We start from the raw sequence: 25,573 nt of genomic DNA, 5'->3' as shown, positions 1-25,573 counted from the left end.
CCGCAGGCACATGAAGTCGTGTATAGGTGCTGTATATTGAACGCTAACTGGACCTGGTTAGGTATACAGGAAATATGCTATCAGGTGGATGGCTCGGCTCAAGAGCTGACGAAGGACGTGCCAAGCTGCGATAAGCCCGGGGTAGGTGCATGGATCCAATGAACCCGGGATCTCCGAATGGGACCTCTCCATAGTGATCAGTCATGATCGGGAACGCTCCGAATTGAAACATCTCAGTAGGAGCTGGAAAAGAAATCAAACGAGATGCCGTAAGTAACGGCGAGTGAAACCGGCACAGTTCAAACCGAATCCCTTCGGGGAAATGTGGTGTTGTAGGGCTGTTCAAAAGTCTCGCGGCAAAACCAAACTTGCCTGGAACGGCAGACCATAGAGTGTGACAGTCACGTAGGTGTAAGCCAGAAGACGGGAACATGTCCCTGAGTACCGTGCGTCGGATATCGTGCGGGAATCCGGGGGGCACCAACCTCCAAAACTAAATACTCCTTGAGACCGATAGCGAAATAGTAGGGTGACCGAACGCTGAAAAGTACCCCGAGAAGGGAGGTGCAAAGTGCCTGAAACCTGATAGTGATGGAACGATACGGCATGAAAGGATCTTTGATATGAAGGAACCACTCGCGAGAGTGTTGTACGAATATCACTGCCAGTGTCGTATCTTACGTTTTGAAGAACGGGCCAGGGAGTGTATCTTGATGGCAATGGCTAACCTTTTAATTGGGCAGCCGAAGCGAAAGCAACATGTGCGCAACCCTTACGGGTGAGGCACGACGTATACAAGTGCGTGGAGTCATCGGGGTACGACCCGAAGCCGGGTGATCTAGGCGTGGGCAGGTTGAAGCGTGGCGAAAGCTACGTGGAGGACCGCAAGCGGTATTGATCTGCAAATCATTCGTGTGACCTGCGTCTCGTAGTGAAATGCTAATCTAACCCGGCATCCGCTGGTTCCTTCCGAAACATGTCGCAGCATGACCTGACTGGAGATTGTCGGTGGAGTAGAGCACTGATTGGCGGTTCCGGGGGGGAAACCCCTCGCCCGCTTGTCAAACTCCAAACCCACTGTCATCAAAGATAGTCGGAGTCCGGACTGCTGGGGTAAGCTTGTAGTCCGTAAGGGAGACAACCCAGCCCGTGGTTAAGGTCCCCAAGTGTCGACTAAGTGTAAACACTAAAGGGCGTCCCAAGCCCAAGACAGCTGGAAGGTTAGCTTAGAAGCAGCTACCCTTCAAAGAGTGCGTAACAGCTCACCAGTCGAGGTTTGGGGCCCCGAAAATTGACGGGGCTCAAGTCGACCACCGATACCACGGAGTACCGTAAGGTAATCTCGTAGGAAGGCGTTGTGTTCGGGCTGAAGCAGGGCTGTGAAGTCCTGTGGACCGTTCACAAACGAAAATCCTGGTAATAGTAGCAGCATAGCAGGGTGAGAATCCCTGCCGCCGAAGGGGCCAGGTTTCCTCGGCAATGTTCGTCAGCCGAGGGTTAGTCGGTCCTAAGACGTACCGTAATTCGAGTACGCCAAAAGGGAAACAGGTTAATATTCCTGTACCATTTAGCACTGAGTCTGACGTCTCAGGGCAGGCCGAGCGGCGTCGTCGCGCCGTCTAAGCAGCGAAACCCGTGGAGAGCCGTAATGGCGAGAATCGGGCGAATCTGTAATGGCTCAAGTCGGCTGCACCCAGGGACCCGTGAAAAGGCAGCTAAATGTCCGTACCGAGAACTGACACAGGTGCCCCTAGCTGAAAAGGCTAAGGCGTGTCGGAGTACTTCAGTTAAGGGAATTCGGCAAATTAGCTCCGTAACTTCGGGATAAGGAGTGCCTGCTGTGAAGACAGCAGGTCGCAGTGACCAGGGGGCTCTAACTGTCTAATACCAACATAGGAGATTGCAAACCCGTAAGGGCTAGTACAATCTCTGAATCCTGCTCAGTGCAGGTACCTGAAACCCCGGTTCAACGGGAAGAAGGGCCTGTAAACAGCGGGGGTAACTATGACCCTCTTAAGGTAGCGTAGTACCTTGTCGCTTAATTGGCGACTTGCATGAATGGATCAATGAGAGCCCTACTGTCCCTAACTGGAATCCGGTGAAGCTTACATTCTAGTGCACAGTCTAGAGACCTCTAGGGGGAAGTGAAGACCCCGTGGAGCTTTACTGCAGCCTGTCGCTGGGTTGTGGTTCTGGATGTACAGAGTAGGTAGGAGGCGTCGAAGCGTGTGCGCCAGCATGCGTGGAGCCACAATTGGGACACTACCCTTCTGGGACTACGACCCTAACTCTGCGAAGAGGACCCCGATAGGTGGGCAGTTTGCCTGGGGCGGGACGCCCTTGAAAAGATATCAAGGGCGCGCAATGGTTGACTCAAGTGGGTCGGAAACTCACTGAAGAGTGCAAGAGCATAAGTCAGCCTGACGTTATTCAGCACAGCAGTGGATGACGAGACGAAAGTCGGTTCTAGCGAACTTTTGAGCCTCCTTGGTGGGGGCCAAAAATGACAGAAAAGTTACCCCGGGGATAATTGAGTCGTTGCCGGCAAGAGTACATATCGACCCGGCAGCTTGCTACCTCGATGTCGGTTCTTTCCATCCTGGCCGTGCAGCATCGGCCAAGGGTGAGGTTGTTCGCCTATTAAAGGAGATCGTGAGCTGGGTTTAGACCGTCGTGAGACAGGTCGGTTACTATCTACTAGAGGTGCACAAGGTCTGCGGGTAAGCTGCTTTTAGTACGAGAGGAACCAAGCAGCGGCGCCACTGGTGTACCGGTTGTCTGACAAGGCATCGCCGGGCAGCTACGCGCTAAGGAATAAGAGCTGAATGCATCTAAGCTCGAAATCTGACCTAAAAAGAGACCTTTTTAAGGATTCCGGTAGAAGACCGGTTTGATAGAAACGGGATGTAAGCACCAAGGCAACGAGGTGTTCAGTCCGCGTTCACTAACTATCCGTTCCTTTCCCTAATTCAGGTCCAGGCGAAATTCAGTATGCAGCACTAACACGACTTTCATATTCCCCTATCCCATTTATAGGTTGAGTTTGGCGGCCATAGCGGCAGGGCAACTCCTGTACCCATCCCGAACACAGAAGATAAGCCTGCCCGCGTTCCTTACTGTACTGAAGTGTGCGAGCCTTCGGGAACTCTGGATCGCTGCCAAGCTCACCTTATAATACTTTAATTTTAAAACCGATTTTTGAAATTGATTTTTCTGGTATTGTTTTTTGAATGATTTTTTGAAATTGTACTCTTATGTCGTATTCCGATATTGTTTTATTTTTTGAAATTTCTTTAATCTCCTTCTAGTTTTCTTTCTACTTCTTCAATCTTGTTGCTCTCTGTTCTGTGAGTTCATCCCAAAACCAATTTTACCTCAAAATTAGCAAAGTTTCAAAACTATTTTCCATGATCTGAAACTCTATTGGTTATTCAGCATACGGAGTTTAGAGTCTCAACATTGAGTTTCGGGATCAGCTTTGTAGTATACATCCTGAAGTTCTGCAAAAAAAATGTGAACTCTGCAATCTATTTTTCATATACTTAATACAAATTTTTATATTATAAACACTTAAAGAATAAGTACATACAAAAGATCTTTTTCATTATTTATCCTATGTTAAAGTACCCTCAAATGTCAGAGTCTCTGGTGGATCTTTCAGGATCTGAGGATGATCCGAAGAGAAGAAAGTAATTGATAAAATATGAGATTTATATTGTATTCTCATTAAAATGAGACCTTTAAAAAAGTATTAAATCTATAAAATTATTCCACTTTAATTTAATTTATCTTTATAATTTATCTTTAAATACAAGGTAAATAGTTGTAAAATGAAGAAAAGGAATCAGGCAGAAGAAAGTGCCACAATGGCTTCTGCCAGATCTCCATTTGAGTTCTTCAGGGCATTCCTGGCTTCTTCTTCGGAGACGCCGGTCTGCTCCATTACGAGTTTGATGTCTTCAGCAGGGATTTCCAGAGATTTTGGGACTTCCTTTACATCGCCTACGATCTGATATGTTTCCGAACCCTGGACTGTCATTATAGTGACGTTTGCATTCTCAATAACTATGTTAGAGTCTGCTGTCTTTATAACAACCTCTTCAACATCCTTCAGTTCCTTAACATCAATCCCCATCTGCTTCATCATCTGCTTCATTTTAGCCGGGTTCATCCCCCGACCACCCACGCCTCCCATTCCTGGAAACATAGATTTTATTCTCCTTTGTTTTATTTCTTATTTGCTTCTTCAGGCTCGGGTATTTAGCATTCAGAGCAGTTAACTTATTTAATGGCAGCCACCACAGGTGCCACATCCGCCGCCGGCGTTGGGGTTGCGGATAAGGAAACCTTTTCCGTTTTCGTCTTCTATGTAATCAATGCTGCCTTCAGAGAAGTTTCTCTCGATATCTTTTGCCATTACAAGCTTTATTCCATTGCTTTCCATGGTGACGTCGTCTTCTTTAACTTCTTCGTCGAGGGCCAGTCCATACTGTACTCCACTGCAGGCTACTCCAGCAACAAAGATTCTGAGCGCAAGGTCAGGCTTGCCTTCCTGTTCCAGCAGTGCTTTCAGTTCTGCTGCAGCTTTTTCTGTTACTTCGATCATTTATATGCACCTCTTTTTTCATTTTGGTAAATTTAGAACTTGAAGATCTTTAATTTCTAAAGAATGCCATCCGTTACAGCTTACAGATAACTCCCAAGAGTTATATAATCTTGCATCCAAAACATATAATGCTTATGTGAGATGACACCCTTTTTCCCCTGAAAAAGCCTTATTAAGGAGTCTTGAAGGGCAGATGAGGATCTTTTAATGAAAGCCCTTTTTTCTCCAATATGTAAATATATTTTCTATATTATATATTTTTCTTCTGATATTTTTTCAGGGAATTCCTTTACACAAACTCGGCATCTTCATCCACAGGCTCTTCGAGAATGCTGGCATTATAAGCGTTAATTTCAAGAGAATTTCTTTTTCCCTTTACTTCCCATACTGGAACATAAACAAGATCCATATTAAGTTCGACTTCATCAGCTCTCGGGCTAATATTCTTTTGCTCATAGATAACTGCCTGCCCTTCGAGGTTATTAAAGCGCATCTCACGTGTATTTTCCTGTATAATAAAATCAAGAAGAATCTTCTCTGCCTGCTTTTTATCTACATTCGGCCTTTTTACCTCATACTGCACTGCCGGAATTCTGGTGGGTGTCCCAAGCCCTTCTATATCCATATTTTCTTTTGACTTGTTCAGTGCATTAAGAAAACCTTTTCCTTCCCCTGTAATATTTACAACCTTTGACCTGAACCGTTTTTCTGCTTCCACGCTGTAAGAATACATCCAGAAGGGAACGAATTTTAAGATCGCATCTTTAGGGCCGATAAGATAGGGTTTTGCAATAATAATAGCCTGATCTTTAGGAATCCTGGGTTCTACGGACTGGATATTCAGCGTCTCATACTCTTCAGTCCCCGGAGTTTCATCGTCCTCTATTCTCTTTAAGGGTTTCCTCTCCTGAACCGGAGGCCGGATCCTTGACGCAAAAGAAACTCTTTCTGTTCCCCCTGATAGTTCCTGTAGAGGTACAAGTCCCCCGCCTGAACAGGGCTCCTGTTCGAAGCTTTCTTTCCAGTTATCTCTGGCAGATTCAGAGGTAGGACTTACATTATTCTGGCATTCCCTGGAGGGCAATTCAGATTCTGTTTGACAGTTCCTTGATTTTCTTTCCATATTTGTCAGAACCGCCCTTCCGATCTGGAGAGCCAGTTCATCCCTGTCCCATATGTATATCCCTAGCTCGGCTGCGTAATCATCAAGTTCTCCTGAAGTCTTCTGGGTTATGACATAAATTCCAGTGCAACCCTTTATCTTTTCAGAAAAAGATTTTATTTCTTCGTAATCTGGACTCAGGGCACACATGACATAAGCCTTATGTCCGTTTTTCTCCACAAGGATGTCATACTGGCTGGATATTATGACATTGTATCCGGATGATTTGAAAATATCAATAAGGAGTTCTAAAAGGTCTTGCTTCATGATTCTCACTTTCTTATGTCCTGCACAGCTAAAATAGTTTATGTTTACAATTAAAATATAATTATCTTAAAACTTATTATACCGTATGCTTCTTTCTCCGTTTAAACCCCTCCCTTCTAAATGTACAACTATATAAGAAATTAAATCCTAATCAGGTATGTATGAGTGGGATACGGCTTGGAAGAGATTCGTTTCATACCTATGAAGAAGGCATAAAAAGAGAATGGATTATAGGTAACGGTATTGGTGGATACGCTTCATCTACGGTCATTGGAGCCGGGGCAAGGACTTACCATGGACTTCTTGTTGCGGCTCCTCCTGATTCCCCTGGCAGGGTTTTACTGCTCTCTTCCCTGGATGAAGAGATTTCCCTTAATGAAGAGATCTACCCGCTTGCAACCCATAAATACCCGGGTACGGTTTATCCCGAAGGATTCACCTATCTTACCAAGTTTATTCTTGCACCTGCCCCTCTCTGGGTCTACCAGCCCGGGGACTTCACTGTAAAAAAGAAAATTTTCATGGTACATAACAGTAATACTACATGTATCCTTTATGAGGTCAGGTGCCGTAAAGAAGGTGCTTTGCTCAGGATCTCTCCCCTTGTCAACGCAAGAAGTTTTCACGGAACTACACGTTCCGGAGACCTCTCTTTTTCCCAGAAAGCTGAAACTGACGGAACCAAACTGGAAAGCTCAAATGGTTTTACTTTCTGGCTTTCATCCAATCTCCAGTATCATGCTGACCCTAAGTGGTATTATAACTTTGAATATGATATAGAAAAAGATCGGGGGCTTGCGTTCAGAGAGGATAATTTCAATCCAGGCTATTTCGAAAGCAAACTTAAAATGGGAACATCTTATTTCTTTATTGCCGCTTCAACTGAAAATATATCCTCTCTTACTCTTGAAAAAGCTGAAGAACTCTATACCAGGGAGGTTTATAGACAGAACCTTTTTGCTTTTAATTCAAGGCTTACCGAACCTTTTGCCCTCAAACTTCTCAGAGCTACTGATCCTTTTATTGTAAAACACCCTCTGACCGGTGAAAAAACAATAATTGCAGGTTATCCCTGGTTCTCAGATTGGGGCAGGGATGTAATGATCTCTTTTCCAGGGCTTGTTTTGATCCCCCGCCGTTTTGAGGATGCCAAATCCATCCTTAAAAATTTTTCCAGTAACTGCAGGCGAGGCCTGATTCCCAATAATTTCCCGGCTTTCGGAGGAGAGCCTGTCTATAATACTGTAGATGCATCTCTCTGGTTTATTCATTCCCTGAGCCGTTATTTTGCATATACGGAAGACCTGCTCTTCCTCTCGGATATCTGGGGAACTGTGGAAGATATAATAGATAATTATAGTAAAGGCACGGATTTCGGGATTGGGATGGATTCTGATTATCTTATCAGGCAGGGCCCTCAGCTGACCTGGATGGATGCTAAAGTAAACGACATCCCTGTAACTCCTAGAGCAGGTAAAGCCTGTGAAATCAATGCCCTGTGGTATAATGCTCTCAGGACTGCTTGCAGACTGGGAGACCTGCTGGGGAGAGATACGTCTTCATACGAAACTCTTGCAGCCGGAGTAGCCTCCAATTTTGAAAGAGTTTTCTGGAATCCTGAGAATAACTGTCTCCATGATATTGTGTCTGAAGATAAGGCTGGAAATCAGATTAAGGACTCTTCAATTCGTCCAAACCAGATTTTTGCAGTCTCTCTACCCTACACAATGCTCTCCCCTGAAAAAGAGAAAGCTATTGTGGATAGAGTGGAGAAAGATTTGCTGACACCTTTCGGGCTCAGGACACTTTCATTGGACGATCCTTCTTACATAGGACTTTACAGGGGAGGGTCCGAAAGCAGGGACTCAGCTTACCACAACGGGACAGTCTGGCCATGGCTCCTTGGACCTTATGTTAAAGCATACAGGAAAGTGCATAACTATTCAAAAAAGAGCCTTGAGGATATGCGTGCTCTGCTTCAGGGATTTGATTCGCACCTTGAGACCGCAGGCATAGGGACGATTTCAGAAGTGTTTGATGGCGACTTCCCCCACTCTCCTGGAGGCTGCATTGCCCAGGCATGGAGTGTTGCAGAAATTTTAAGGGCATATGTTGAGGATGTCCTGGGGATCAAACCTTAAAATAAGCTTTCATCACCTTTTTAAAATAGTTTTTCCGGTTTTTTACAAAACTCCATTTTTTCTATAAATCCATTTTTTCTGTAATAGTGGACACTCCTATTTCCTGATTTTATTCTTTCTGGAGGCAGGTCTTATCCTTCTCCTTTTTTATACTAGTTTGGCAATTTCTCTCACATGATTGACTTTGGTAACCTTAAATATGAAAACGGCTTGATTATTGGCATAGTTCAGGACCGGGCCAGCAAAGAGGTTCTGATGTGTGCCTACATGAACCGGGAAGCTCTTGAAAAAACGGTTGAAACAGGAATTGCCCATTTCTGGAGCCGCAGCCGGCAAAAGCTATGGAAAAAAGGTGAAACATCCGGGCACCTGCAAAAAGTAAAGGAAATCAGGATTGATTGCGATATGGATTCCGTTCTCCTGCTTGTGGAACAGGTTGGAGGGGCCTGCCATATGGGATACAGGTCCTGCTTCTATCGAAATCTTGACGGAGAAGTTGTGGGTGAAAAGGTGTTTGAGCCTGAGGATGTTTACTGAACCTTAATTTATCAAGAGAGATTTTCTCAAATCATAATTAATCAAATTATTATGTTGTATTTTGCTCCTCTTCATCCCTATTTTATTCTTTTTTATCACAGGATCTTTTAAAACTTCGTTTTTTATCAATTATGCTTTTTTAACTTCATTCATCCGAAAAAAAGCAGCAGAAGTTTTATTATATACTTTCTGGCTCTATATCCATTTATATGGCTGATGAGAAGCGGATATGGAGAATCATTCCGGATACAAGCGTGATTATTGACGGGAGGCTTTCTTCCCGAATTAAAAGTGGTGAGTTTGGGAGTGCTGAAGTTATCATTCCCGAAGCTGTTGTATCGGAACTTGAAGCTCAGGCGAATAAGGGCAGAGAAATAGGTTTCAAAGGGCTTGAAGAACTTTCTGAGCTTCGCAAGCTGGCAGACAGGGGGGATATTCAACTTAAGTTTAGCGGGGTTCAGCCAAGTCTTGAGGAGATTAAGCTTTCCAGGGAAGGAAGAGTGGATGCCCTTATCCGGCAGACAGCTCTTGACGAAGGAGGGCTTTTTGTTAGCGAAGACCGCGTGCAGTCTCTTATAGCCAGGGCAAAGGGACTTGATGTTGAGTACATGCATCCCAAAGTTCAGGACCCTTCAGAATTCGGTCCCCTTAAAGTCGAGCACTTCTTTACTGATGACACAATGTCCGTACACCTTAAAAACGGGGTTTCTCCCATGGCTAAAAAAGGTCCCGTCGGACAGGTGAGATATGTGCGGATCAGGGAGGAACCTGCAAGTTCCCAGGAGCTTTCCAGCATTTCAAAAGAGCTTATCGAAAGAGCCAGGCTTGACCCTGAATCTTTCATAGAGATGTCTTCAAGCGGGGCTACTGTCCTGCAGATCCGAAATATGAGGATTGCAATTGCACATCCGCCTTTTTCCGATGATATGGAGATAACTGTTGTAAGGCCTACAGTTGTTGTTGACCTTGAGCACTACCGCCTGAGCGATAAGTTGAAAGAGCGCATAATAAGCCAGCGCGGGATCCTTATTGCCGGACCTCCCGGAGCTGGGAAGTCCACTTTTGCTGCCGGAGTTGCACGTTACCTGAACGACCACGGGCAGGTTGTCAAGACCATGGAATCTCCAAGAGACCTGCAGGTGCCTGCTGAGATCACCCAGTACTCTCCTCTGAATGGAAGGATGGAAGATACTGCAGATCTTTTGCTCCTTGTCAGGCCGGACTACACTATTTATGATGAAGTCCGAAAAACCGGGGATTTTCTGATCTTTGCGGACATGCGGCTTGCTGGAGTCGGAATGATAGGGGTGGTGCATGCGACACGTGCGGTCGATGCGATCCAGCGTCTCATAGGACGGGTTGAACTTGGTGTGATCCCGCAGGTAGTTGACACTGTAATCTTCATCGATAAGGGAGAGGTTGCAAAAGTCCTGGTGCTCGCCTTTACGGTTAAGGTGCCTCACGGGATGACCGAGCAGGATCTTGCAAGGCCGGTAATCACCATTGCTGATTTTGAAACAGGAAAGGTCGAATATGAGATTTATACTTATGGAGAACAGGTCGTGGTCATGCCAATCGGCTCTCCACGGGAAAGCAGAAAACCTGCCTGGAAGCTTGCAGAAGAAGAGATAAGGAACGTAATCAGCAGGTATGCGACAGGTCCAGTTGAAGTTGAAGTGACCTCAGACGATAGTGCAATTGTAAAAGTATTCAATGAGGACATGAGAAAGGTTATAGGCAAAGGCGGGAACGTCATTGACAGGATCGAAAATATACTAGGGCTCCATATCGATGTCAGGGAGATCGAAGCTGAAGCTCCAAAAAGTACAAAGGGCCCGAAGCGCGGAGAGCGCAAAGCTTTTCCGGGGAAAGCCAGGGAAGCTACGCCTGAAAAAATTGCTCCTGCTTCTCCTGTTCATCCGGTCATTGAAAGGACCAAAAAACACCTTATTCTGGGAGTCCCCGAGCTTTCAGGAATGGATGTTGAGATCTTTATTGAAGACGAATATCTTTTCAGTGCAACTGTAAGCAGGCATGGAGATGTTAAACTCAGGATGAACTCGGATCTTGCACTGGAAATTATGGGAGCTCAGGACAGCGGAGATTTTGTTGAGGTAAGACCCATCTAATCTTTCCGTTTTATATTTTTTCTTTTTTAATTATATTTTTCTACTTTCTGTCCTATCATCAAAAAATTTATATACAGTTTGCATGAGATTTCATAGTAGAAATTTTTTGGGGGTTATGGTTCTATTGAGTAAAGCATATCAGGCAGAACCCGAAATAAGGGAAGATCTGCAGGGGAGAATAGAGGTCTTTGACCAGAATATCAGAAGTTTTGAAAAGCGGCTGAGGGCAATTGAACGCCGCCTATCTCTTGAAGCGCCTCAAAATTTACAGGCTGGAAAAGCCCATCCGGGGGTTTCTTCAGACTCTTTTCAGGAAGTAACTTCTGCAAAGCTCGTAGCCGGCACTTCGATTACTCCGCTGGGTCCTTCTATTTCTCCTGAAGCTCCTTTTTCTCATCAGGGCAGTTCTTTACTTTCAGATTCTGCTCCGTTAATAACACAGGAGAGCACTTCGAATTTTGCCTTCTGTTCTGCACTCCCTTCTTCAGAATCTTCGGAAGCTTCCATGATTTCACTTGATAGCTCATCCGAAGTCTCAGGAGTCGTTTACAGAATAAAAGAAATAAGTACTCTTTTTTCCAGCCTCTCTGAAAGCCTTCATACTTTACAGGCTGCAATATCCGAACTTTCCGGTTTTGTGCATGAAAACCTTGATCCCGAGGTTAAAAGACTTGAGGGCGAGATCCAGAATATGAAATGCCAGGAAAATGCTTCGGAAGAATATATACGAAAACTCGAATCACGTATTGAATTCCTTGAAAACCGTGACAGGTTTACACTGGGTTCCATAAAAGTCCCGGTAGAAATCTCAGGAATCGCCGGATCTTCAGTCCTTTTTCTTACAGGGATTCTTATCCTGTCCGGCCGATGGGATATAATAAGGTCGCCTTACTTCTCAATCGGGCTTGCGGTAATTATGGCAGGGGCTGTAATTTTAAAGTTTTCCATGGTCAACCGGGAACAAAAGTCCCTGACGCATTAATTTGAAAACAGATTACGGACATCAATTACCTCTTCCGGTCATTAACGGATAAATAGGTTAATAAATCGGTAAATAGACCTCGGAATATATGGAATAAATAACTGGATAAATAAACAAGCAAACAAGCAAACAAGCAAACAAGAAAAAAACAAATAAATAACTGAACAAATGACTGAATAAATAACTGAACAAATAACTGAATAAATAACTGAACAAATAACTGGACAAATAACTGAATAAGTATATGGTAAATAATCTGATAGATAAATAAATATTCAGGTAAATAATCAAATATTCAGGTATATATATAAATTTAGTTTTCAGGTTATCCACTTAGGGAGAACAGATTCTTTTTCAGGCTGATGATGTAAATTCTATTTTTTTATCAGTCTCAAAACATTTTTATATAATAACTTTCTACATTTATATTTTAAGATCCATTCCGGGTGGGACTATAATCGAATTAATCAAAGCTCTTGTTTTCGGCTTCACTGTAGGCATATCTGCAGCCATTATTCCTGGGCCCATGATGTTTGCAACGATAGGTGCGTCTTTTCATAAAGGCTGGAGAGCAGGGCCTTCGATTTTCATGGGGCATGCCCTTGTGGAATGCATTTTGTTCATGCTTATTCTCATAGGCGCGTCATCTTTTCTCAGGCAGTCAATTATCTCCTATCTGTCTATTGTAGGCGGCTTTGTAATGGTAGCATTCGGGCTTCTAATGATTAAAAAAGCAAAAGAAGCCTCCACAATGGATGTCTCTATTTCGGCCAGCAGCCTGAACCTTTCCTCTGGTTCCATGTCTTCAGGGATCATAACCTCAGCCTTAAACCCTTTTTCGAGCACGGTCTCAGCAGGAATTATAACTTCAGCGTTGAATCCTTTCTTTGTTGCCTGGTGGTTGACAGCAGGCAGTGCAATTATTCTTCAGGAATATCTGGCAGGCATTCTTTCAGTCCTTGCATTTATTATCGGGCACTGGATAGCAGACTTTGGTTTTCTTCTAACCGTCTCATCCTCTTTTTCCAGAGGAACGGAAATAATTTCACAGCCCACACACCAGAAGCTGGTATACCTGTGCGGAGGATTTATGTCATTCATCGGCCTGTGGTTTATGATTAACAACAATAATGTCCTGCAATGATTATTCTCAGGTTAAAACAGGTATGTTAAAAATCAGGCATATTAAGTTGCAGAGTGTGAGATATTCCGTCTGTGAAACGAATTATGTACTGAAAAAAAGTTGTTAGCATTAAGAAATGCTGTTTTTAAAGTCCTGTCTTTTTTCTAAATTTTTGCTGAATCAGAAATTTTACTTAATCAATCAACTTTACTTAATCGATCAGTTTTATTTAATCGATCAATTTTACTTAATCAATCAACTTTACTTAATCAATCAACTTTACTTAATCAATCAACTTTACTTAATCAATCAGGAATTTTAACTTCTTTTTACCTTTACGAAATACGCTTCATCGATATCTGTGTATCCGCTTCTCATCGCTTTTATTGAAATATACCCTTCGGCTTTTCCGGGAGGCAGTTCCGGATTGGAAATTGTTATTATTACATTTCCGTCAGAATTCGTAACTCCTGAACATGCTTTTTTTCTGTCCGGACTCCAGACAATTACATTTGCTTCTGCAACTCCCCGGTTTTGCCTGTCAAGCACGTTTATTTGAAATGTAATGTTTGACCCTGTTCCTCCGGAATTGAGTGAAAGTGTGCTTATATTTGATGTTGCATACATGGATTCCGGAGGTTCTGGAGCAGATGAAAGGGCTGAGAGAATCGCACAGAACCCGATAAACCCGACAATCGAAAGAACTACAATCCTTATCGGAAGCCCAACGGTCCCGGTTTCGTTCTTTTTCAGGTCTTTCGGCAGCATATGCGGCTTCTCCAGATTTTATTCTTATCAGGCTTGTTAGCAAGTTAACTATTAGCGAGTTTTTACTATCATGACTGCATCTTTTTTCTCATAGTCATAGAAACCGTCTGCTATGATTTTCAGGTCCATTGTACCTTCATTCTGGTTCGGGTCAAGCCTTACAAGCGCACCTGGAGGTGTTGTCAAAACAGTAACCCCGTTAATGTCAGTTGTGTTTGATGCCACACCACCAAGTCCTTTAAGGATGACGTTTGCATTTCTAACCGGGTTTCCGTCTTTATCAGTGACTCTTACTTCTGATGATACTGTGAACGGGTTTTGCGCAGTTGTAGAACTTACTATTATTGAATTCCCTGTCTGAAGGTCTCCTGGCGCAGGTCCTGTGCTTTCCACAAAAACTGACATTTCCTTTGTAGGAGTCGGTATTATCGAAATAAGGGTTGCAAGAGCGACCATTGCCACAACGAGCATCACAACGATGTTAATCGGTAATTCCATTGCTTTTTCATTATGTCTGAATAGTTGAATTCCCATTATTTCCCCCCTCACTTTAGTTCTGAGAACTTTTCAACTTTACAACATTCTATCAATATTCTATCTTTCTATTTATAACTTTTCTATATGTTGGCAAAGCTTGTTATATGTATGAATCAAGGACTATATTTCATACATTGGATAATGTGGAAATTATCTTGGAAGTCCTCTTTCGCCTGTTTCCGCTAGTTTGGACTATCGTAAGAGTTCTACTGATTTGCTTGACAAGCTCAAAATTTCAGGTGCAAATGTTGATGCGTCTACATGGAGGTTAAAAGAGCGTGTTTCAGACACACATAATAGGTGCAAACTAAAGTTAAGTTCCAATAGAAAAAACCCGAACCTCCTTTTAAATAAAATCGAATTTGGAAAAGACCTTAAAGAAATCCCTGATTGCTTCCTGCCTTTAGTCCTTAGATTTGTTGGATATCTTGCGTCTACTTCTACATTCAGTTTTAAGACTGAATGCAGGAAACATTCAGGGAAAGGAAGTTCAGGAATCAAGTAAAGGAAATAAATTAAAATGTTAATGTATGACATAAACAAAAAAGTTGTAGGGAAAATTTACATCAAATTAAAGATTTCTACATAAACACACTAAAAAAATTATATACTTTAGCTATGCTATAACTAAAAGTGAAACGAATGCTGAGTATTTTTATGCTATTGACTCTTTTATTTTTACCAGTAGTCAGTGCAATGCCAGTAGCCAGTGCAGCAACTTGTAGTACTACAATTACAAGTTTTACAGTTTCTGGGAATGCCAACAGAGTAGGATTCCATGCTGTAGTTAATGGTCCCGTAGACAAAGTGATATTCAACGTTTACAGTGGGACTACAAAAGTTTTGACAACTTCTGCTTATTGTCCTCATTGTAGACTGGATGGGATCTGTAACCGTAGTGGTGTACTCAAACCAGGAACTTATAAAGTAACTGCAACAGCAATTACAGGAACATGTAAAACATTTATAACAAAAACTCTGGTTGTTACAACAACAAGAGCATACCTGAAATAATTTTTTAATTTTTATTTTTTGGTTCTTTAATATTCTCATCATTGCATTCTTTTCTTAAAATTTGTACTCTGTAGAATTACTATCTGGTCTGAGGAGTTCATGCTCTAAAACTTGTTAATTTTAACAATAGTCTTCTTTTTGAAGCTTCTGAGCATTTGCTGCTATCTAGGGTAGTGTCTCAATGATGGTATAAGGGTTTCCTAATACCTACGTATGGTTCGCGGCGGTATCTGTGGGCAGTTGGTATTAGGTGCGGGTGCTAAGGGTCTAAGACCTGTCGCATGGCTTGGGCGGTGCATGTGGGTAGGCCTGGTCTTATTCTTTGCGTGTAAAGACTGGATGGAACTTTAGGTGTCTCTATAGGTTTTCCTAAAGCTGGCTTCTTTGTCCGGTCTTTCCCTGCGGGCAGGGTAGCAAAAAGAGGTATTTTTCTTAATCCTTTCTAGATTTGGTACAGATTGATTTCCTAAATTGCTAAAAGGGGAAGTTAAGCCCACACGGAAGGGAAGGCTTGCCTTCCATCCTTTCAAAATTTAGTTTATTTGTATCTTTTTAGTGAAAAAAAGATTTTTATTTAGTCTGATTTCTCAAATCACCATCTATTAATGCGGTAAAAACTCCTGAGAGTATATTTTACGCCAGCAATGGCGTTGAGTAAGTACTTAATTTAACTAAAAAATAAGTTTATATAGAGTGCAGTTGAGCCTTACTTAGTAAATATGACACTTGATTTTAAAGCCTGTGTTGCTCTTGCTGGCCTGTGTATAGCATTTGGCGGATATTTAGATAAAGAGTATAATCCTGTGAATACAAGTATGAAGAGGTTACTTGAAAGAAGTAGGAGTTTCAATCATTATTATATAAAAGAAATTTGTGATGTATTTGTTAAATCGTTTGACTATGTTTTTGTAAATAGATTCAAACATCCATTAATTTCTTACTGGCTTTGGGTCGTTATCTTTATTTGTTGGGGGATTTTGTTATTTTTTATCGCAATTGGACGTTTAGCATATTTCTCTTATCCGGTTTCCGAAAATGGGCTTGTTTTTACACCAATCATACTTTCTATGAGTACTTTTTTTGTTCCTAGTTATTTGATTATTTCTATATTGTTTGTTGGACCATTTGCTATTAGTATTCCTGGTTATAATTATTTGTTTGATCAGTTAGTACTTATTATCAAAAAAGAAAGGAAAATAATATTTAGTTCATATGGCGAAAACAAAGTTCGCGATATTCCTGTTCTCAATTATTTATATGATTTGATGCTTTTGGCTAGACATATAAGAAAAATAATTAATGAACCGTATGCTGAAAACAAGTTCTCGCGGGGTTCTGTACCAAAATGCTTTTTTGTGAGCACATGTGTGGCAATTTTCACAATTACGTCTATGATGTTGATGGCCATAATCGTTAGATTCGGAATGAATACACAAGCAATGCAAGAAAGTATGCAAGAAAGTGGTTTTCCGGATCTAGGTTTTTTCCATATGGATAGCTTACATTATTATAGTTTATTTATTTTAATGAGTCTTTTTGTGGGTGTTATGTTTTTTATTCCTTCTGTATATGTTTATCTATTTTTGTTATTCATTGAGAAGCATAGATCACTTTTTGATATATCTCCTTTAATTGTAATGTTAAATTCGATTGTTGCAATCGCTTTAGTCGCTGCACTTAATATAGATTTAGTTACCCCTTTTATAATGGAGGGGAATAAATTTTTTGTGGAATTCCTTCCATTTATTTTCTTAAACATACTTTCTGATTCTTTAAGTATACTGGAGACTCGTTATATGTTAAGCAAAGTAATCTCAGGAACTCCAGGTAAACTAGTTTTATTTTTATTTTTGGATTTTTTAGTATCGAGTCTTATTTACCTTATAGTTCCAATATTAAACGGGGATCTCAAATATTTTTTAGACGCAATACTTTTTAAAGGACAAATTGCCTGGGTAGGAATATTTTATTGGTCAAGTTTGTTTACATCTATATTTTTATATATGTATGTATTGGGTTTTTTCGGGATGCATATACTGTACAAGTGTAGTAACATAAAATATCTTGTAGAAAAACCGAGTTACTCACTTGGATGGATTTTAGCATCAATAGTTATGATTTTTTATCTTTTCTCTTTAGGATGGGAAATACTAACTAGCCATATTTTTTTCATTATACTTTTACTGTTACTAGTTTTATTGATAACTAAAATTTTTAAAAAAGTATCTGCAAATAATTAATTTGTCAGTTATTTGCGTAAACCATCTGTGGTTTTTAGGAGTAACTAACTTTCCCCCAAGAATTTTTAAGTTTGCTACACAGTAATATTTATAGTCTTTTGGTGCGTATACTAAAATAACGGCAAGTTTTCGATAAGAATTCTTCAATTCGTAATTCTTATAGGATTTTGCAATGTATCACAACGATGTTAATTGGTAATTCCATTGCTTTTTCATTATGTCTGAATAGTTGAATTCCCATTATTTCCCCCCTCACTTTAATTCTGAGAACTTTCTATTTTTGGAATATTTTATCAATATTCAATCTTTCTATTTATCACTTTTCGATACGAAGGCAAAAATCTTTTTTTAATGGGAAATCTGGTTATCCTTGTCCTTAATAAGTATATACTTATATAGCACTTTTATGCATAAAACTCCTTAATACTGCAAAACAACCTTACTGAATCTAGCGAGGGAAAGAGGTTTTTGACTCAAGAATGTTCTGATGAGCCAAGTGAATCGGACCATAGACAAAATTTTTTATGTCTTCTAGGACTGCACGACTGGAAACGAAAAAGCGGAGCGCTCTGCTGTTTGCCAACTGCGCTCGAAAAACGTTATAAATGCGTTCGCTGCGGCAAGTACAAGGTGATTTTTGAACAGGAGAAAAGGACCTGTAACATTTCTGCAGATAGATACTGACCTGAAATGTTTACTTTTATATTTTTCAGGTATATTTTCTATTTTTCTTTGATTCTTATTTCCTGATTTTTCTTGCCTTTCTAAAATTCTTTGTTCGTAAGCTTAATCTATCTTAACTTTGTTTGTTAGAGCTATGAAAAGAATCGTGATTATCGATTACGGGCTTGGAAATCTCAGAAGTGTTCAAAAAGGGCTTGAACACGCTGGAGCAAGTCCCGCAATCTCCGGGAATCCTGAAGAGATCCTGGCAGCAGATGGTATTATTCTCCCAGGAGTCGGTGCTTTTATAGATGCAATGAAGTGTCTGGTCCCTCTCAAAAAGACCATAGCCGAATTTGCAGAATCGGGAAAGCCAATGCTTGGAATATGCCTGGGGCAGCAGGTTTTGATGAGCTCTTCCGAAGAAGGCAGGCTGACAGACGGGCTTGACCTCATTCAGGGCAGGGTGCTTCGATTCCCGAAGTCTGAACTGAAAGTTCCTCAAATGGGCTGGAATAACATAAGGGTCAAACAGGACCACCCTCTGTTTAAAGGTATTCCCGACGGTTCTTTTGTATATTTCGTACACTCGTACTATGTGGATACGTCTGCAGAAAACACCCTTGCATCATGCGAATATGGGCTTGAATATGCGGCTTCAGTTGTAAACTCAAAAGGAAATGTTATGGGCACTCAGTTCCACCCTGAAAAAAGCGGAGCCACCGGATTAAAGATTTTGAGAAACTTCGTTGAAATGTGCTGAATATTTTAAACTATAAATCTACTGGCTTGCTTTGTCTTTGCGGCTGAACATTTATTTATCATTTTTTAAACTTTTATGTCTGGGTTTTGGGCATTTTGTATTGATCAGGATTCAATTATAACTGATCAGGATTCAATTATAACTGATCAGGATTCAATTGAAATTAAACAGAAAACCGATACTTTAATTCCAAATTATCCTGTCCTGCTCCCTGTAAAGCAGAGACAGTATCTGCGAGAGGATGGTTGTTATGGATATAGAAGGCTATGCAAAACGGGCTCTTAAAAAAGACCCTTCAAATGAAACCGGACTTGAAGAACAGCTTGCTTCAAGAATACTTGAAATCAAAAGCATAAGCTCAAAAAGGGCTCATGAGATTGCAGCTGCAGTTATCTGCGAAGCAAAAGCCACTCTTCATACCAAAGGAGATGTATTAAGCCCCACTATTTCAGGAGTTGCTATGGGGGAGTTCGGTGTGGGCTCAAGAGGCACAGGGGACTTTTACGTTCATTCCAAGCTTGGAGAGGTTATAGGCAACACGGGTGCGGTGGTTGATAGTTCCCAGCTTGATGATTCCGGCGTTGTGAAAATAGGGGATGAATACCTTGTGGTTACAATTGATGGCATACATTCCCGCCTGAGTGACTTCCCTTTCCTATCAGGTTTTCATGTAGCCAGAGCAGCCCTGCGTGATGTATATTCAATGGGAGCACGTCCCCTTGCAATGCTTTCAGACATCCACGTTGCAGACGATGGGGACGTTGCAAAAATATTTGATCATATTGCAGGGATAACCACGGTCTCGGAACTTACCGGAATTCCTCTTATTACCGGGAGCACTCTCCGTATAGGCGGGGATATGGTCATAGGAGAAAGAATGACAGGAGGCGTCGGAGCGGTTGGTGTTACTTCCTCCCTTACCTCACGAAACAGGACAAGGCCGGGAGACCTCATCCTTATGACTGAAGGCGCAGGAGGAGGAACGATTTCTACAACTGCACTTTATTACGATATGCATGACGTCGTGGAAGAGACCATAAACATCCGTTTTCTTGAAGCCTGTGAAGCCCTTCTGCAGTCCGGCCTGTATAAAAAAGTCCACTCCATGACCGATGTTACCAATGGAGGAATTCGTGGGGATGCCAGAGAGATCTCAAAGACCGCAGGTGTAAAAATGGTCTTTGAAGAAGAAAAAATGCGGGCTCTTGTAGACCCCAAGGTGCTCTCCATGCTTGAGCTTCTTAAAATCGATTATCTTGGTGTTTCTCTTGATGCCCTGCTGGTCATTGCCCCTCCGGAATATGCCGGTGAAATTCTTGAAACAGTTCGCGCTGCCGGGGTTGAGATTGACATCATAGGCCATGTTGAAGAAGGAAGCGGGGCTGAAATTATTGTTAATGGAGAAGTCCGGGACTTTGCACCCAGGTTCAGGGAGTCAGCCTATACTCCTGTTAAAAAGGTTCACGGGGAAGAGAATCCGAGAGACTTTGAAGAAATGAGGGATGCAATTGACAGGGCAGCTGAGGAGGCTATAAATAAAAAATACAGGGTTCTTGAGAAAATAAAGAACAAGAGAAAAGATTAAGCTGAAATAAGGAAACACAACTCTGTATAAAGAAAAGCAGAAGAGAAAGGGAGGTTTATACTTTTCTTTTTACTACCAGCACTTCCCTTTCTTTTCCAATAATTTCCACTTCCTGATCAACTTCTATCTCTTCTTCTGACCTGGCTTTCCAGTACTCTCCCTTATACCGGACAAATCCGGCTTTCTCAGGGCTTACTGCGTCTATTGTCCGGGCAGTATCTCCTATTATAGTTCCAATAACAGGTTTCTTTTTCCTGATCTCCGCCACTTTGTATACTGCATATACCAGAAACAGCCCAATAACGACTGTTGGAGTAACAATTGCCAGAACCAGCAATCTTGTGAACTCAGGTGTATAGATATTCTTTTCCCCCAGAGGCACGAGGAAGAGGCTGCCTATTACCAGGCTGATAAGCCCTGCAAGCCCGAAAATTCCAAATCCCGGAGAATTAAGTTCTAAAATAAGGAGCCCTGCCCCTACAAGGATAAGGAAAAACGCTGCTATATTGATATCAAACCCTGTACCTATCAGCCCGAGAACGATAGCAATAATCCCCAAAATTTCTGCTCCGGCACCCGGGTTTGAGATCCCGAAGATAATCCCATAAAGCCCTATTGTCAGCAGAAGGGAAGAAAGGATAGGGTTTGAAATAATCTTCAGAAAGAGTAGATGAAAGGGAGGTTCGTAGGTTTCAATCTCTGCATTTGCAGTTTGCAGATTCCTGCCTTTTACATTTTCTCCATCTACCTGAGCCATGAGGTCAGGAATAGAAGAAGCTCTGTACTCGATTACCCCATATTCCAGGGCTTCTTCATCGTTCAGGTTCCGGTTTTTGGTAATCACTTCTTCTGCAAAAGTTTCATTTCTCCCGTGTTTTCTCGCGGTTTCAACAGAGAATTTAACGAGGGCATTTATGATTTTATCGTCTTCTACAGGCACTGTCCCCTCTGCAGACATCTTCACTGGCTGTGCTGATCCTATTACTGTATAGGGAGCCATTGCAGCAATATCGGTCCCCATAAGGATGAGGGTTCCTGCAGACCAGGCTTTTCCGCTCTCCGGCACAAACCCGATAACAGGAACTGTCGTATTCTCAATTGCTTTTATGATTATCTGGGTCTCTTCCAGCCCTCCGCCCGGAGTATCCAGAGTAATCACGAAAGCCTCATAGTTCCCGTTTTCAGCTATTTCTATTGCGTCAGCTATTAAATTATCGGATGCTGGAGTAATAGATTCGGCTATTTCAAGCACAAGCACTCTGTTTTCAGTTGCTCCCTCTGCAGAAAGCATAAAAGAAGCTGTGAGAGTGATGCAAAAAAATAAAATAAAGAGAGGATGGAAGGCCTTTTTCATTTTCATAATTCTGGTCCTTTCTAGCCTTTACAATCCTTTATAATTTTTTTCAATTTTAATACATTTTTACAGTTCTTTCTTTTCGGATATAGCCTTAGAAAGGGCGGCTATGTTTCCGGTGTCAGGGGACTTGGATTCTGTAACCACAATGAGGTTTTTCTCCCTGGCAATCTCAGCAAGCGTCTGAAGTTCTCTTAACTTGATAGCAGTTGGAACTCCCTGGTAAAGGGTTGCAGCATCTTTCATTCTTTCTGCAGCCTGGAACTCTCCTTCTGCAAGGATGATCCTTGCACGTTTTTCCCTTTCGGCTTCAGCCTGTTTTGCAATTGCCCTTTTCATTGTTTCAGGCAGGGATACGTCCCGGATAGTCACACCTGTAACCTTGATCCCCCAGGGGTCAGTGTAAGCATCCAGCAGTTCCTGAATCTGTTTGTTGATATTTTCCCTTTCCGATAGCAGCTCATCGAGCTCCATCTGGCCCAGCACGTCCCTGAGAGTGGTCTGGGAAAGAGTTGAAGTTGCAAACATGTAGTTTTCGACCTGGGTAATTGCAGCCCCTGGCTCGACTACTTTATAATAGACAACCGCATCCACTTCAACTGTAACATTATCCCTTGTGATGACTGCCTGTTTGGGAACATCAATCGCAATGACTCTAAGGTCAATTTTTATGGCTTTATCAATAATAGGAATGATTAAAAATATACCCGGTCCTTTTACCCCACTAAGGCGGCCAAGCCTGAATATGACAACGCGTTCGTACTCATTAACCATTTTTATGGATTGTGAGAGTATTAATATTACAACTATTAATACAGGAAGCGTTAATTCACCAATGAAATCAACCATAGTTTTATTCCCTCCTATCCATTAATCTTAAGATTGAACTTAATAATAGTTAAGTGTTCTTCGTTTGAGAAATTTATGAAAATTTACATAAAATAAACAGTTCTAGGTTAAAAATTTTACATTCTGTCGTCTACCTAAAATATCTGTGAAGCTATATAAGTCCTCACACCAGATTTCGTTCCTATTTTCAATGGAGTGAAGTCATTGTCTTTAAGAGTGAAGTCACTGTCTTTAATTATGTAATTCACCTTAAAGTGACAGAAACAACCTCAAAAGCCTGTAAGTTCTGGGTATCTGTATAAGCTATACAGAATAGAACGATAACAAATACTTATATCTTGCATATACAAGATATTGATCTGAAATACAGGACATATTCGGACTGAGAATGAATCTGCAGGCGCTAATTTCGGACCGGGGGAAGACCTTACAGTTACCAGAGGCTGAGGGTCGGCACAGAATATAATGAGTACATGGAATTCAGGCAGGATTTGAATTCCAAATAAGTGTAAAATTAAGAAAACGCAGGTTCGGAAGGACCACTGGTGTTGATATTAATGAGTAAAGAATGTCCAGACTGCCACGGGCGTGGCTACGAAGTTATCTCAACTGAGGTCTGCCCTCTTTGTAAGGGGAAAGGCAAGTCAAAATCAGTTGATTTCATGAAAATTTCAGAAAAAGATATTGACAGTTTTTTGAAAAATGGCGCAGTATGTGAAAAATGCAAAGGCAAGGGAAGTATCGAAATTACCAGACCCTGTGAAGCCTGTGAAGGGCTTGGAAAAATCTATACCTGCAAGGTTTGTGGAGCAAGGATTCATAACCCGGAGGATGCAGAAGACGAAATTTGCAGTACATGTGCACGTTCCCAGCATGTATATGCTCTGGACGAGTCCTGTGACCTTAAAGATGTTGAAGCAGGCAAATTGTATCACGGCATAGTGAGCAGTATTGCTTCTTTTGGAGTCTTCGTGGATTTAAATCCTCATGTGAGAGGGCTTATGCATTCCAGCAATGTCGGAGTCCAGCCTGAAGTCGGGGATGCTGTAATTGTTCTTGTAAAAAGCATTAAAGCCGGAGGAAAACTGGACCTTATCCCCAAAACTCTTGCAAAATACGAGACCATAGAACTTGAAAAAGAACTCCCGCTTAAGGACTCCTCCCAGATTGACACCAGTATGAAAGGCAGGCTCATAAGGATCGAGGGAGAGGTTATTCAGGTAAAACAGACCAGCGGGCCGACAATCTTCACCATAAGCGATGAAGGTGGCTTTATCCCATGTGCCGCTTTTGAAAGCGCAGGGAAGCGTTCTTACCCTCATATCGATGTGGGGATGATCGTGTCGATTACAGGGGAAGTGACTCCAAGGGACGAGCAGGTCCAGATCGAAGTCATGAGCATGAAACTGCTGACCGGAGAAAAAGAGGCTGTTGTCAAGACCAGGGTTGAGAAGGTAATAGACGAGAAAGCAGCACCTGCTGATATTCCTTTCCTGATCGAAAGCGAAATTCTGGAAAAGCTCAGGCCTAGAATGCTCCATGTCGCAAAAGAGATCAAAAAGGCAATCCTTCATTCAACACCTATTCTTCTCAGGCACCATGCTGATGCGGATGGGATCACTTCTGCAATCGCCATTGAGCGGGCAATTCTTCCCCTTATTACAGAAATTGGCGGGTCGGATGCAGAATATTATTTCTATAAACGCGCCCCATCAAAAGCTCCTTTTTATGAACTTGCCGATGTGACAAGAGACATTTCCTTTGCTCTTGAAGATTATGCCAGGCACGGGCAAAAGATGCCTCTTGTTATCCAGGTAGACAACGGCTCCACTGAAGAAGACGTGCCCGCAATGCGGCAGGCGAATGTCTATGGCATCGACATGCTTGTGATTGACCACCACCACCCTGACGACATCGTTGACCAGTACCTTATAGGGCATGTCAACCCTGCCCATGTAGGAGGAGATTTCGGAGTTACTGCAGGCATGCTGTGTGCCGAGGTCGCCCGTATGATCAACCCGAATATCAGTGATACGATAAAGCACCTTCCTGCTGTTTCCGCAGTTGGAGACCGTTCTGAAGCTCCTGAGGCTGAAAGATACATATCTCTTGTCTCGGACCGATATACCCTTGAGGAGTTAAAAGAAATGGCTCTGGCTCTGGATTATGAGCAGTTCTGGCTTAAATTCAGCAGCGGAAAAGGCCTTATTGACGATATCCTGGACCTTGGCGACCATACCATCCATAAAAACCTTGTCTCTCTGCTCTGTGAACAGGCAAACGCCATGATAAAAGAACAGCTTGAGACCTGCCTCTTCAATGTCAAGTCCCAGAAGCTGTCTAATGGAGCTATTATGAATGTAATAGATGTCGAAAACTATGCCCAGAAGTTTACTTTCCCGCCTCCAGGCAAGACTTCGGGTGAAGTTCATGACGTGCTCACCAAAAAGTACCCGGATAAGCCTGTTGTCACTATCGGTTACGGGCCTGACTTTGCTGTCATCCGTTCAAAAGGCGTGCTCATGAATATCCCAAAGATTGTGAGGGAACTCCGTGAAGACATAAAAGGAGCCGGAGTAAACGGAGGTGGACACCTTGTTGTCGGGAGTATCAAGTTTGTCGAAGGGATGAGAACCGAAGTGCTCTCAAGGCTCGCAGAAAAGATCGCATCTGCGGAAGTTGTGTATTAACAGGCCTTTTCAATAACCTGTTAATCTTTATCTTTCTCATCTCTTTTGACAGTGAAAACAAAAAAAGCCTCATTAAGAAGTGTGGCAGATGTAAATAAAAAAGCAAGTATAAAATAAATGTAAGTTCTGGAAAAACCCTTCCTGAGAAAGGCTCTCCAGTAAA

18 protein-coding genes and 2 rRNA genes are annotated in these 25,573 nt (G+C 42.1%); 13 read left to right on the top strand and 7 right to left on the bottom strand.

Going from position 1 to position 25,573, the window contains the following annotated elements; genetic code table 11:
• Positions 1–60: 60 nt before the first annotated feature.
• Positions 61–2,967: ribosomal RNA gene (locus tag MSMAS_RS14195) — 23S ribosomal RNA — on the top strand.
• 75 nt (positions 2,968–3,042) lie between these two features.
• Positions 3,043–3,164: ribosomal RNA gene (gene rrf, locus MSMAS_RS14190) — 5S ribosomal RNA — on the top strand.
• Between the two features lie 680 nt (positions 3,165–3,844).
• Here rrf and MSMAS_RS14185 read toward each other — a convergent pair.
• The 3 genes from MSMAS_RS14185 to MSMAS_RS14175 form a co-directional block, all read right to left on the bottom strand.
• Positions 3,845–4,207, bottom strand: coding sequence for a nascent polypeptide-associated complex protein (locus MSMAS_RS14185; protein WP_011033947.1), 363 nt, complete (start codon positions 4,205–4,207; stop codon positions 3,845–3,847).
• Positions 4,208–4,285: 78 nt separating this feature from the next.
• Positions 4,286–4,606 (bottom strand): HesB/IscA family protein, encoded by a 321-nt coding sequence (locus tag MSMAS_RS14180; RefSeq protein ID WP_011033948.1) that lies wholly within the window; start codon positions 4,604–4,606, stop codon positions 4,286–4,288.
• A gap of 289 nt (positions 4,607–4,895) precedes the next feature.
• A complete protein-coding gene (locus MSMAS_RS14175) occupies positions 4,896–6,035 on the bottom strand; it encodes a hypothetical protein (protein ID WP_011033949.1) in 1,140 nt (379 codons plus the stop codon).
• A gap of 161 nt (positions 6,036–6,196) precedes the next feature.
• On the opposite strand from MSMAS_RS14175, the gene MSMAS_RS14170 reads away from it, so the two are divergent.
• From MSMAS_RS14170 to MSMAS_RS14150, 5 genes are all read left to right on the top strand, one after another.
• Complete coding sequence (locus MSMAS_RS14170) at positions 6,197–8,176, top strand: amylo-alpha-1,6-glucosidase (RefSeq protein ID WP_011033950.1); 1,980 nt, start codon at positions 6,197–6,199, stop codon at positions 8,174–8,176.
• 174 nt (positions 8,177–8,350) lie between these two features.
• Complete coding sequence (gene hisI / locus MSMAS_RS14165) at positions 8,351–8,713, top strand: phosphoribosyl-AMP cyclohydrolase (protein ID WP_011033951.1); 363 nt, start codon at positions 8,351–8,353, stop codon at positions 8,711–8,713.
• A gap of 209 nt (positions 8,714–8,922) precedes the next feature.
• Entirely contained in the window at positions 8,923–10,842 is a 1,920-nt protein-coding gene (locus MSMAS_RS14160; RefSeq protein WP_011033952.1) for a PINc/VapC family ATPase, read from the top strand.
• Positions 10,843–10,957: 115 nt separating this feature from the next.
• Positions 10,958–11,824, top strand: coding sequence for a hypothetical protein (locus tag MSMAS_RS14155; protein WP_226987574.1), 867 nt, complete (start codon positions 10,958–10,960; stop codon positions 11,822–11,824).
• Between the two features lie 406 nt (positions 11,825–12,230).
• Positions 12,231–12,968 carry a LysE family transporter gene (locus tag MSMAS_RS14150; RefSeq protein ID WP_327036665.1) on the top strand — a complete coding sequence of 246 codons (738 nt, stop codon included), beginning with the start codon at positions 12,231–12,233 and terminating at the stop codon, positions 12,966–12,968.
• Positions 12,969–13,265: 297 nt separating this feature from the next.
• Here MSMAS_RS14150 and MSMAS_RS14145 read toward each other — a convergent pair whose 3' ends face one another.
• Positions 13,266–13,715 carry a hypothetical protein gene (locus MSMAS_RS14145; RefSeq protein WP_011033955.1) on the bottom strand — a complete coding sequence of 150 codons (450 nt, stop codon included), beginning with the start codon at positions 13,713–13,715 and terminating at the stop codon, positions 13,266–13,268.
• A gap of 51 nt (positions 13,716–13,766) precedes the next feature.
• Positions 13,767–14,249 carry an Ig-like domain-containing protein gene (locus MSMAS_RS14140; RefSeq protein WP_015412270.1) on the bottom strand — a complete coding sequence of 161 codons (483 nt, stop codon included), beginning with the start codon at positions 14,247–14,249 and terminating at the stop codon, positions 13,767–13,769.
• 190 nt (positions 14,250–14,439) lie between these two features.
• Here MSMAS_RS14140 and MSMAS_RS14135 point away from each other — a divergent pair, with 190 nt between their 5' ends.
• From MSMAS_RS14135 to MSMAS_RS14115, 5 genes are all read left to right on the top strand, one after another.
• Positions 14,440–14,757 carry a hypothetical protein gene (locus MSMAS_RS14135; RefSeq protein ID WP_155395383.1) on the top strand — a complete coding sequence of 106 codons (318 nt, stop codon included), beginning with the start codon at positions 14,440–14,442 and terminating at the stop codon, positions 14,755–14,757.
• A gap of 128 nt (positions 14,758–14,885) precedes the next feature.
• On the top strand, positions 14,886–15,266 hold the full coding sequence (locus tag MSMAS_RS19005; protein WP_155395382.1) for a hypothetical protein: 381 nt from the start codon (positions 14,886–14,888) through the stop codon (positions 15,264–15,266).
• Between the two features lie 719 nt (positions 15,267–15,985).
• Entirely contained in the window at positions 15,986–17,506 is a 1,521-nt protein-coding gene (locus MSMAS_RS14125; protein ID WP_048046701.1) for a hypothetical protein, read from the top strand.
• 817 nt (positions 17,507–18,323) lie between these two features.
• Entirely contained in the window at positions 18,324–18,932 is a 609-nt protein-coding gene (hisH, locus tag MSMAS_RS14120) for an imidazole glycerol phosphate synthase subunit HisH (RefSeq protein ID WP_015412271.1), read from the top strand.
• A 250-nt stretch (positions 18,933–19,182) separates the two neighbouring features.
• On the top strand, positions 19,183–20,517 hold the full coding sequence (locus tag MSMAS_RS14115) for an AIR synthase-related protein (RefSeq protein ID WP_015412272.1): 1,335 nt from the start codon (positions 19,183–19,185) through the stop codon (positions 20,515–20,517).
• 55 nt (positions 20,518–20,572) lie between these two features.
• On the opposite strand, the gene MSMAS_RS14110 is transcribed toward MSMAS_RS14115, so the two are convergent.
• Together MSMAS_RS14110 and MSMAS_RS14105 are read right to left on the bottom strand one after the other, a co-directional pair.
• Positions 20,573–21,877: an NfeD family protein gene (locus tag MSMAS_RS14110; RefSeq protein ID WP_048046697.1), complete on the bottom strand. Its 1,305-nt coding sequence runs from the start codon at positions 21,875–21,877 to the stop codon at positions 20,573–20,575.
• A 60-nt stretch (positions 21,878–21,937) separates the two neighbouring features.
• The gene (locus tag MSMAS_RS14105; protein WP_011033965.1) at positions 21,938–22,720 is read right to left on the bottom strand and encodes a slipin family protein; all 783 of its coding nucleotides are present in this window, start codon (positions 22,718–22,720) and stop codon (positions 21,938–21,940) included.
• Positions 22,721–23,277: 557 nt separating this feature from the next.
• Here MSMAS_RS14105 and MSMAS_RS14100 point away from each other — a divergent pair.
• Positions 23,278–25,410 (top strand): DHH family phosphoesterase, encoded by a 2,133-nt coding sequence (locus MSMAS_RS14100; RefSeq protein ID WP_011033966.1) that lies wholly within the window; start codon positions 23,278–23,280, stop codon positions 25,408–25,410.
• Positions 25,411–25,573 lie beyond the last annotated feature (163 nt).

This window comes from Methanosarcina mazei S-6, from assembly GCF_000970205.1.
In the GTDB taxonomy this organism is placed as follows: Archaea; Halobacteriota; Methanosarcinia; order Methanosarcinales; family Methanosarcinaceae; genus Methanosarcina; species Methanosarcina mazei.
Note: the sequence above shows the minus strand (reverse complement) of the source record. Positions and strands in the feature narration are given on the sequence as shown.

Excerpts from the sequence above, each read along its gene's own strand:
- MSMAS_RS14185 (WP_011033947.1), bottom strand. The coding sequence starts at position 4,207 with ATGTTTCCAGGAATGGGAGGCGTGGGTGGTCGGGGGATGAACCCGGCT.
- MSMAS_RS14180 (WP_011033948.1), bottom strand. The coding sequence starts at position 4,606 with ATGATCGAAGTAACAGAAAAAGCTGCAGCAGAACTGAAAGCACTGCTG.
- MSMAS_RS14175 (WP_011033949.1), bottom strand. The coding sequence starts at position 6,035 with ATGAAGCAAGACCTTTTAGAACTCCTTATTGATATTTTCAAATCATCC.
- MSMAS_RS14170 (WP_011033950.1), top strand. The coding sequence starts at position 6,197 with ATGAGTGGGATACGGCTTGGAAGAGATTCGTTTCATACCTATGAAGAA.
- hisI (WP_011033951.1), top strand. The coding sequence starts at position 8,351 with ATGATTGACTTTGGTAACCTTAAATATGAAAACGGCTTGATTATTGGC.
- MSMAS_RS14160 (WP_011033952.1), top strand. The coding sequence starts at position 8,923 with ATGGCTGATGAGAAGCGGATATGGAGAATCATTCCGGATACAAGCGTG.
- MSMAS_RS14155 (WP_226987574.1), top strand. The coding sequence starts at position 10,958 with ATGGTTCTATTGAGTAAAGCATATCAGGCAGAACCCGAAATAAGGGAA.
- MSMAS_RS14145 (WP_011033955.1), bottom strand. The coding sequence starts at position 13,715 with ATGCTGCCGAAAGACCTGAAAAAGAACGAAACCGGGACCGTTGGGCTT.
- MSMAS_RS14140 (WP_015412270.1), bottom strand. The coding sequence starts at position 14,249 with ATGGGAATTCAACTATTCAGACATAATGAAAAAGCAATGGAATTACCG.
- MSMAS_RS14125 (WP_048046701.1), top strand. The coding sequence starts at position 15,986 with ATGACACTTGATTTTAAAGCCTGTGTTGCTCTTGCTGGCCTGTGTATA.
- hisH (WP_015412271.1), top strand. The coding sequence starts at position 18,324 with ATGAAAAGAATCGTGATTATCGATTACGGGCTTGGAAATCTCAGAAGT.
- MSMAS_RS14115 (WP_015412272.1), top strand. The coding sequence starts at position 19,183 with ATGGATATAGAAGGCTATGCAAAACGGGCTCTTAAAAAAGACCCTTCA.
- MSMAS_RS14110 (WP_048046697.1), bottom strand. The coding sequence starts at position 21,877 with ATGAAAATGAAAAAGGCCTTCCATCCTCTCTTTATTTTATTTTTTTGC.
- MSMAS_RS14105 (WP_011033965.1), bottom strand. The coding sequence starts at position 22,720 with ATGGTTGATTTCATTGGTGAATTAACGCTTCCTGTATTAATAGTTGTA.
- MSMAS_RS14100 (WP_011033966.1), top strand. The coding sequence starts at position 23,278 with ATGAGTAAAGAATGTCCAGACTGCCACGGGCGTGGCTACGAAGTTATC.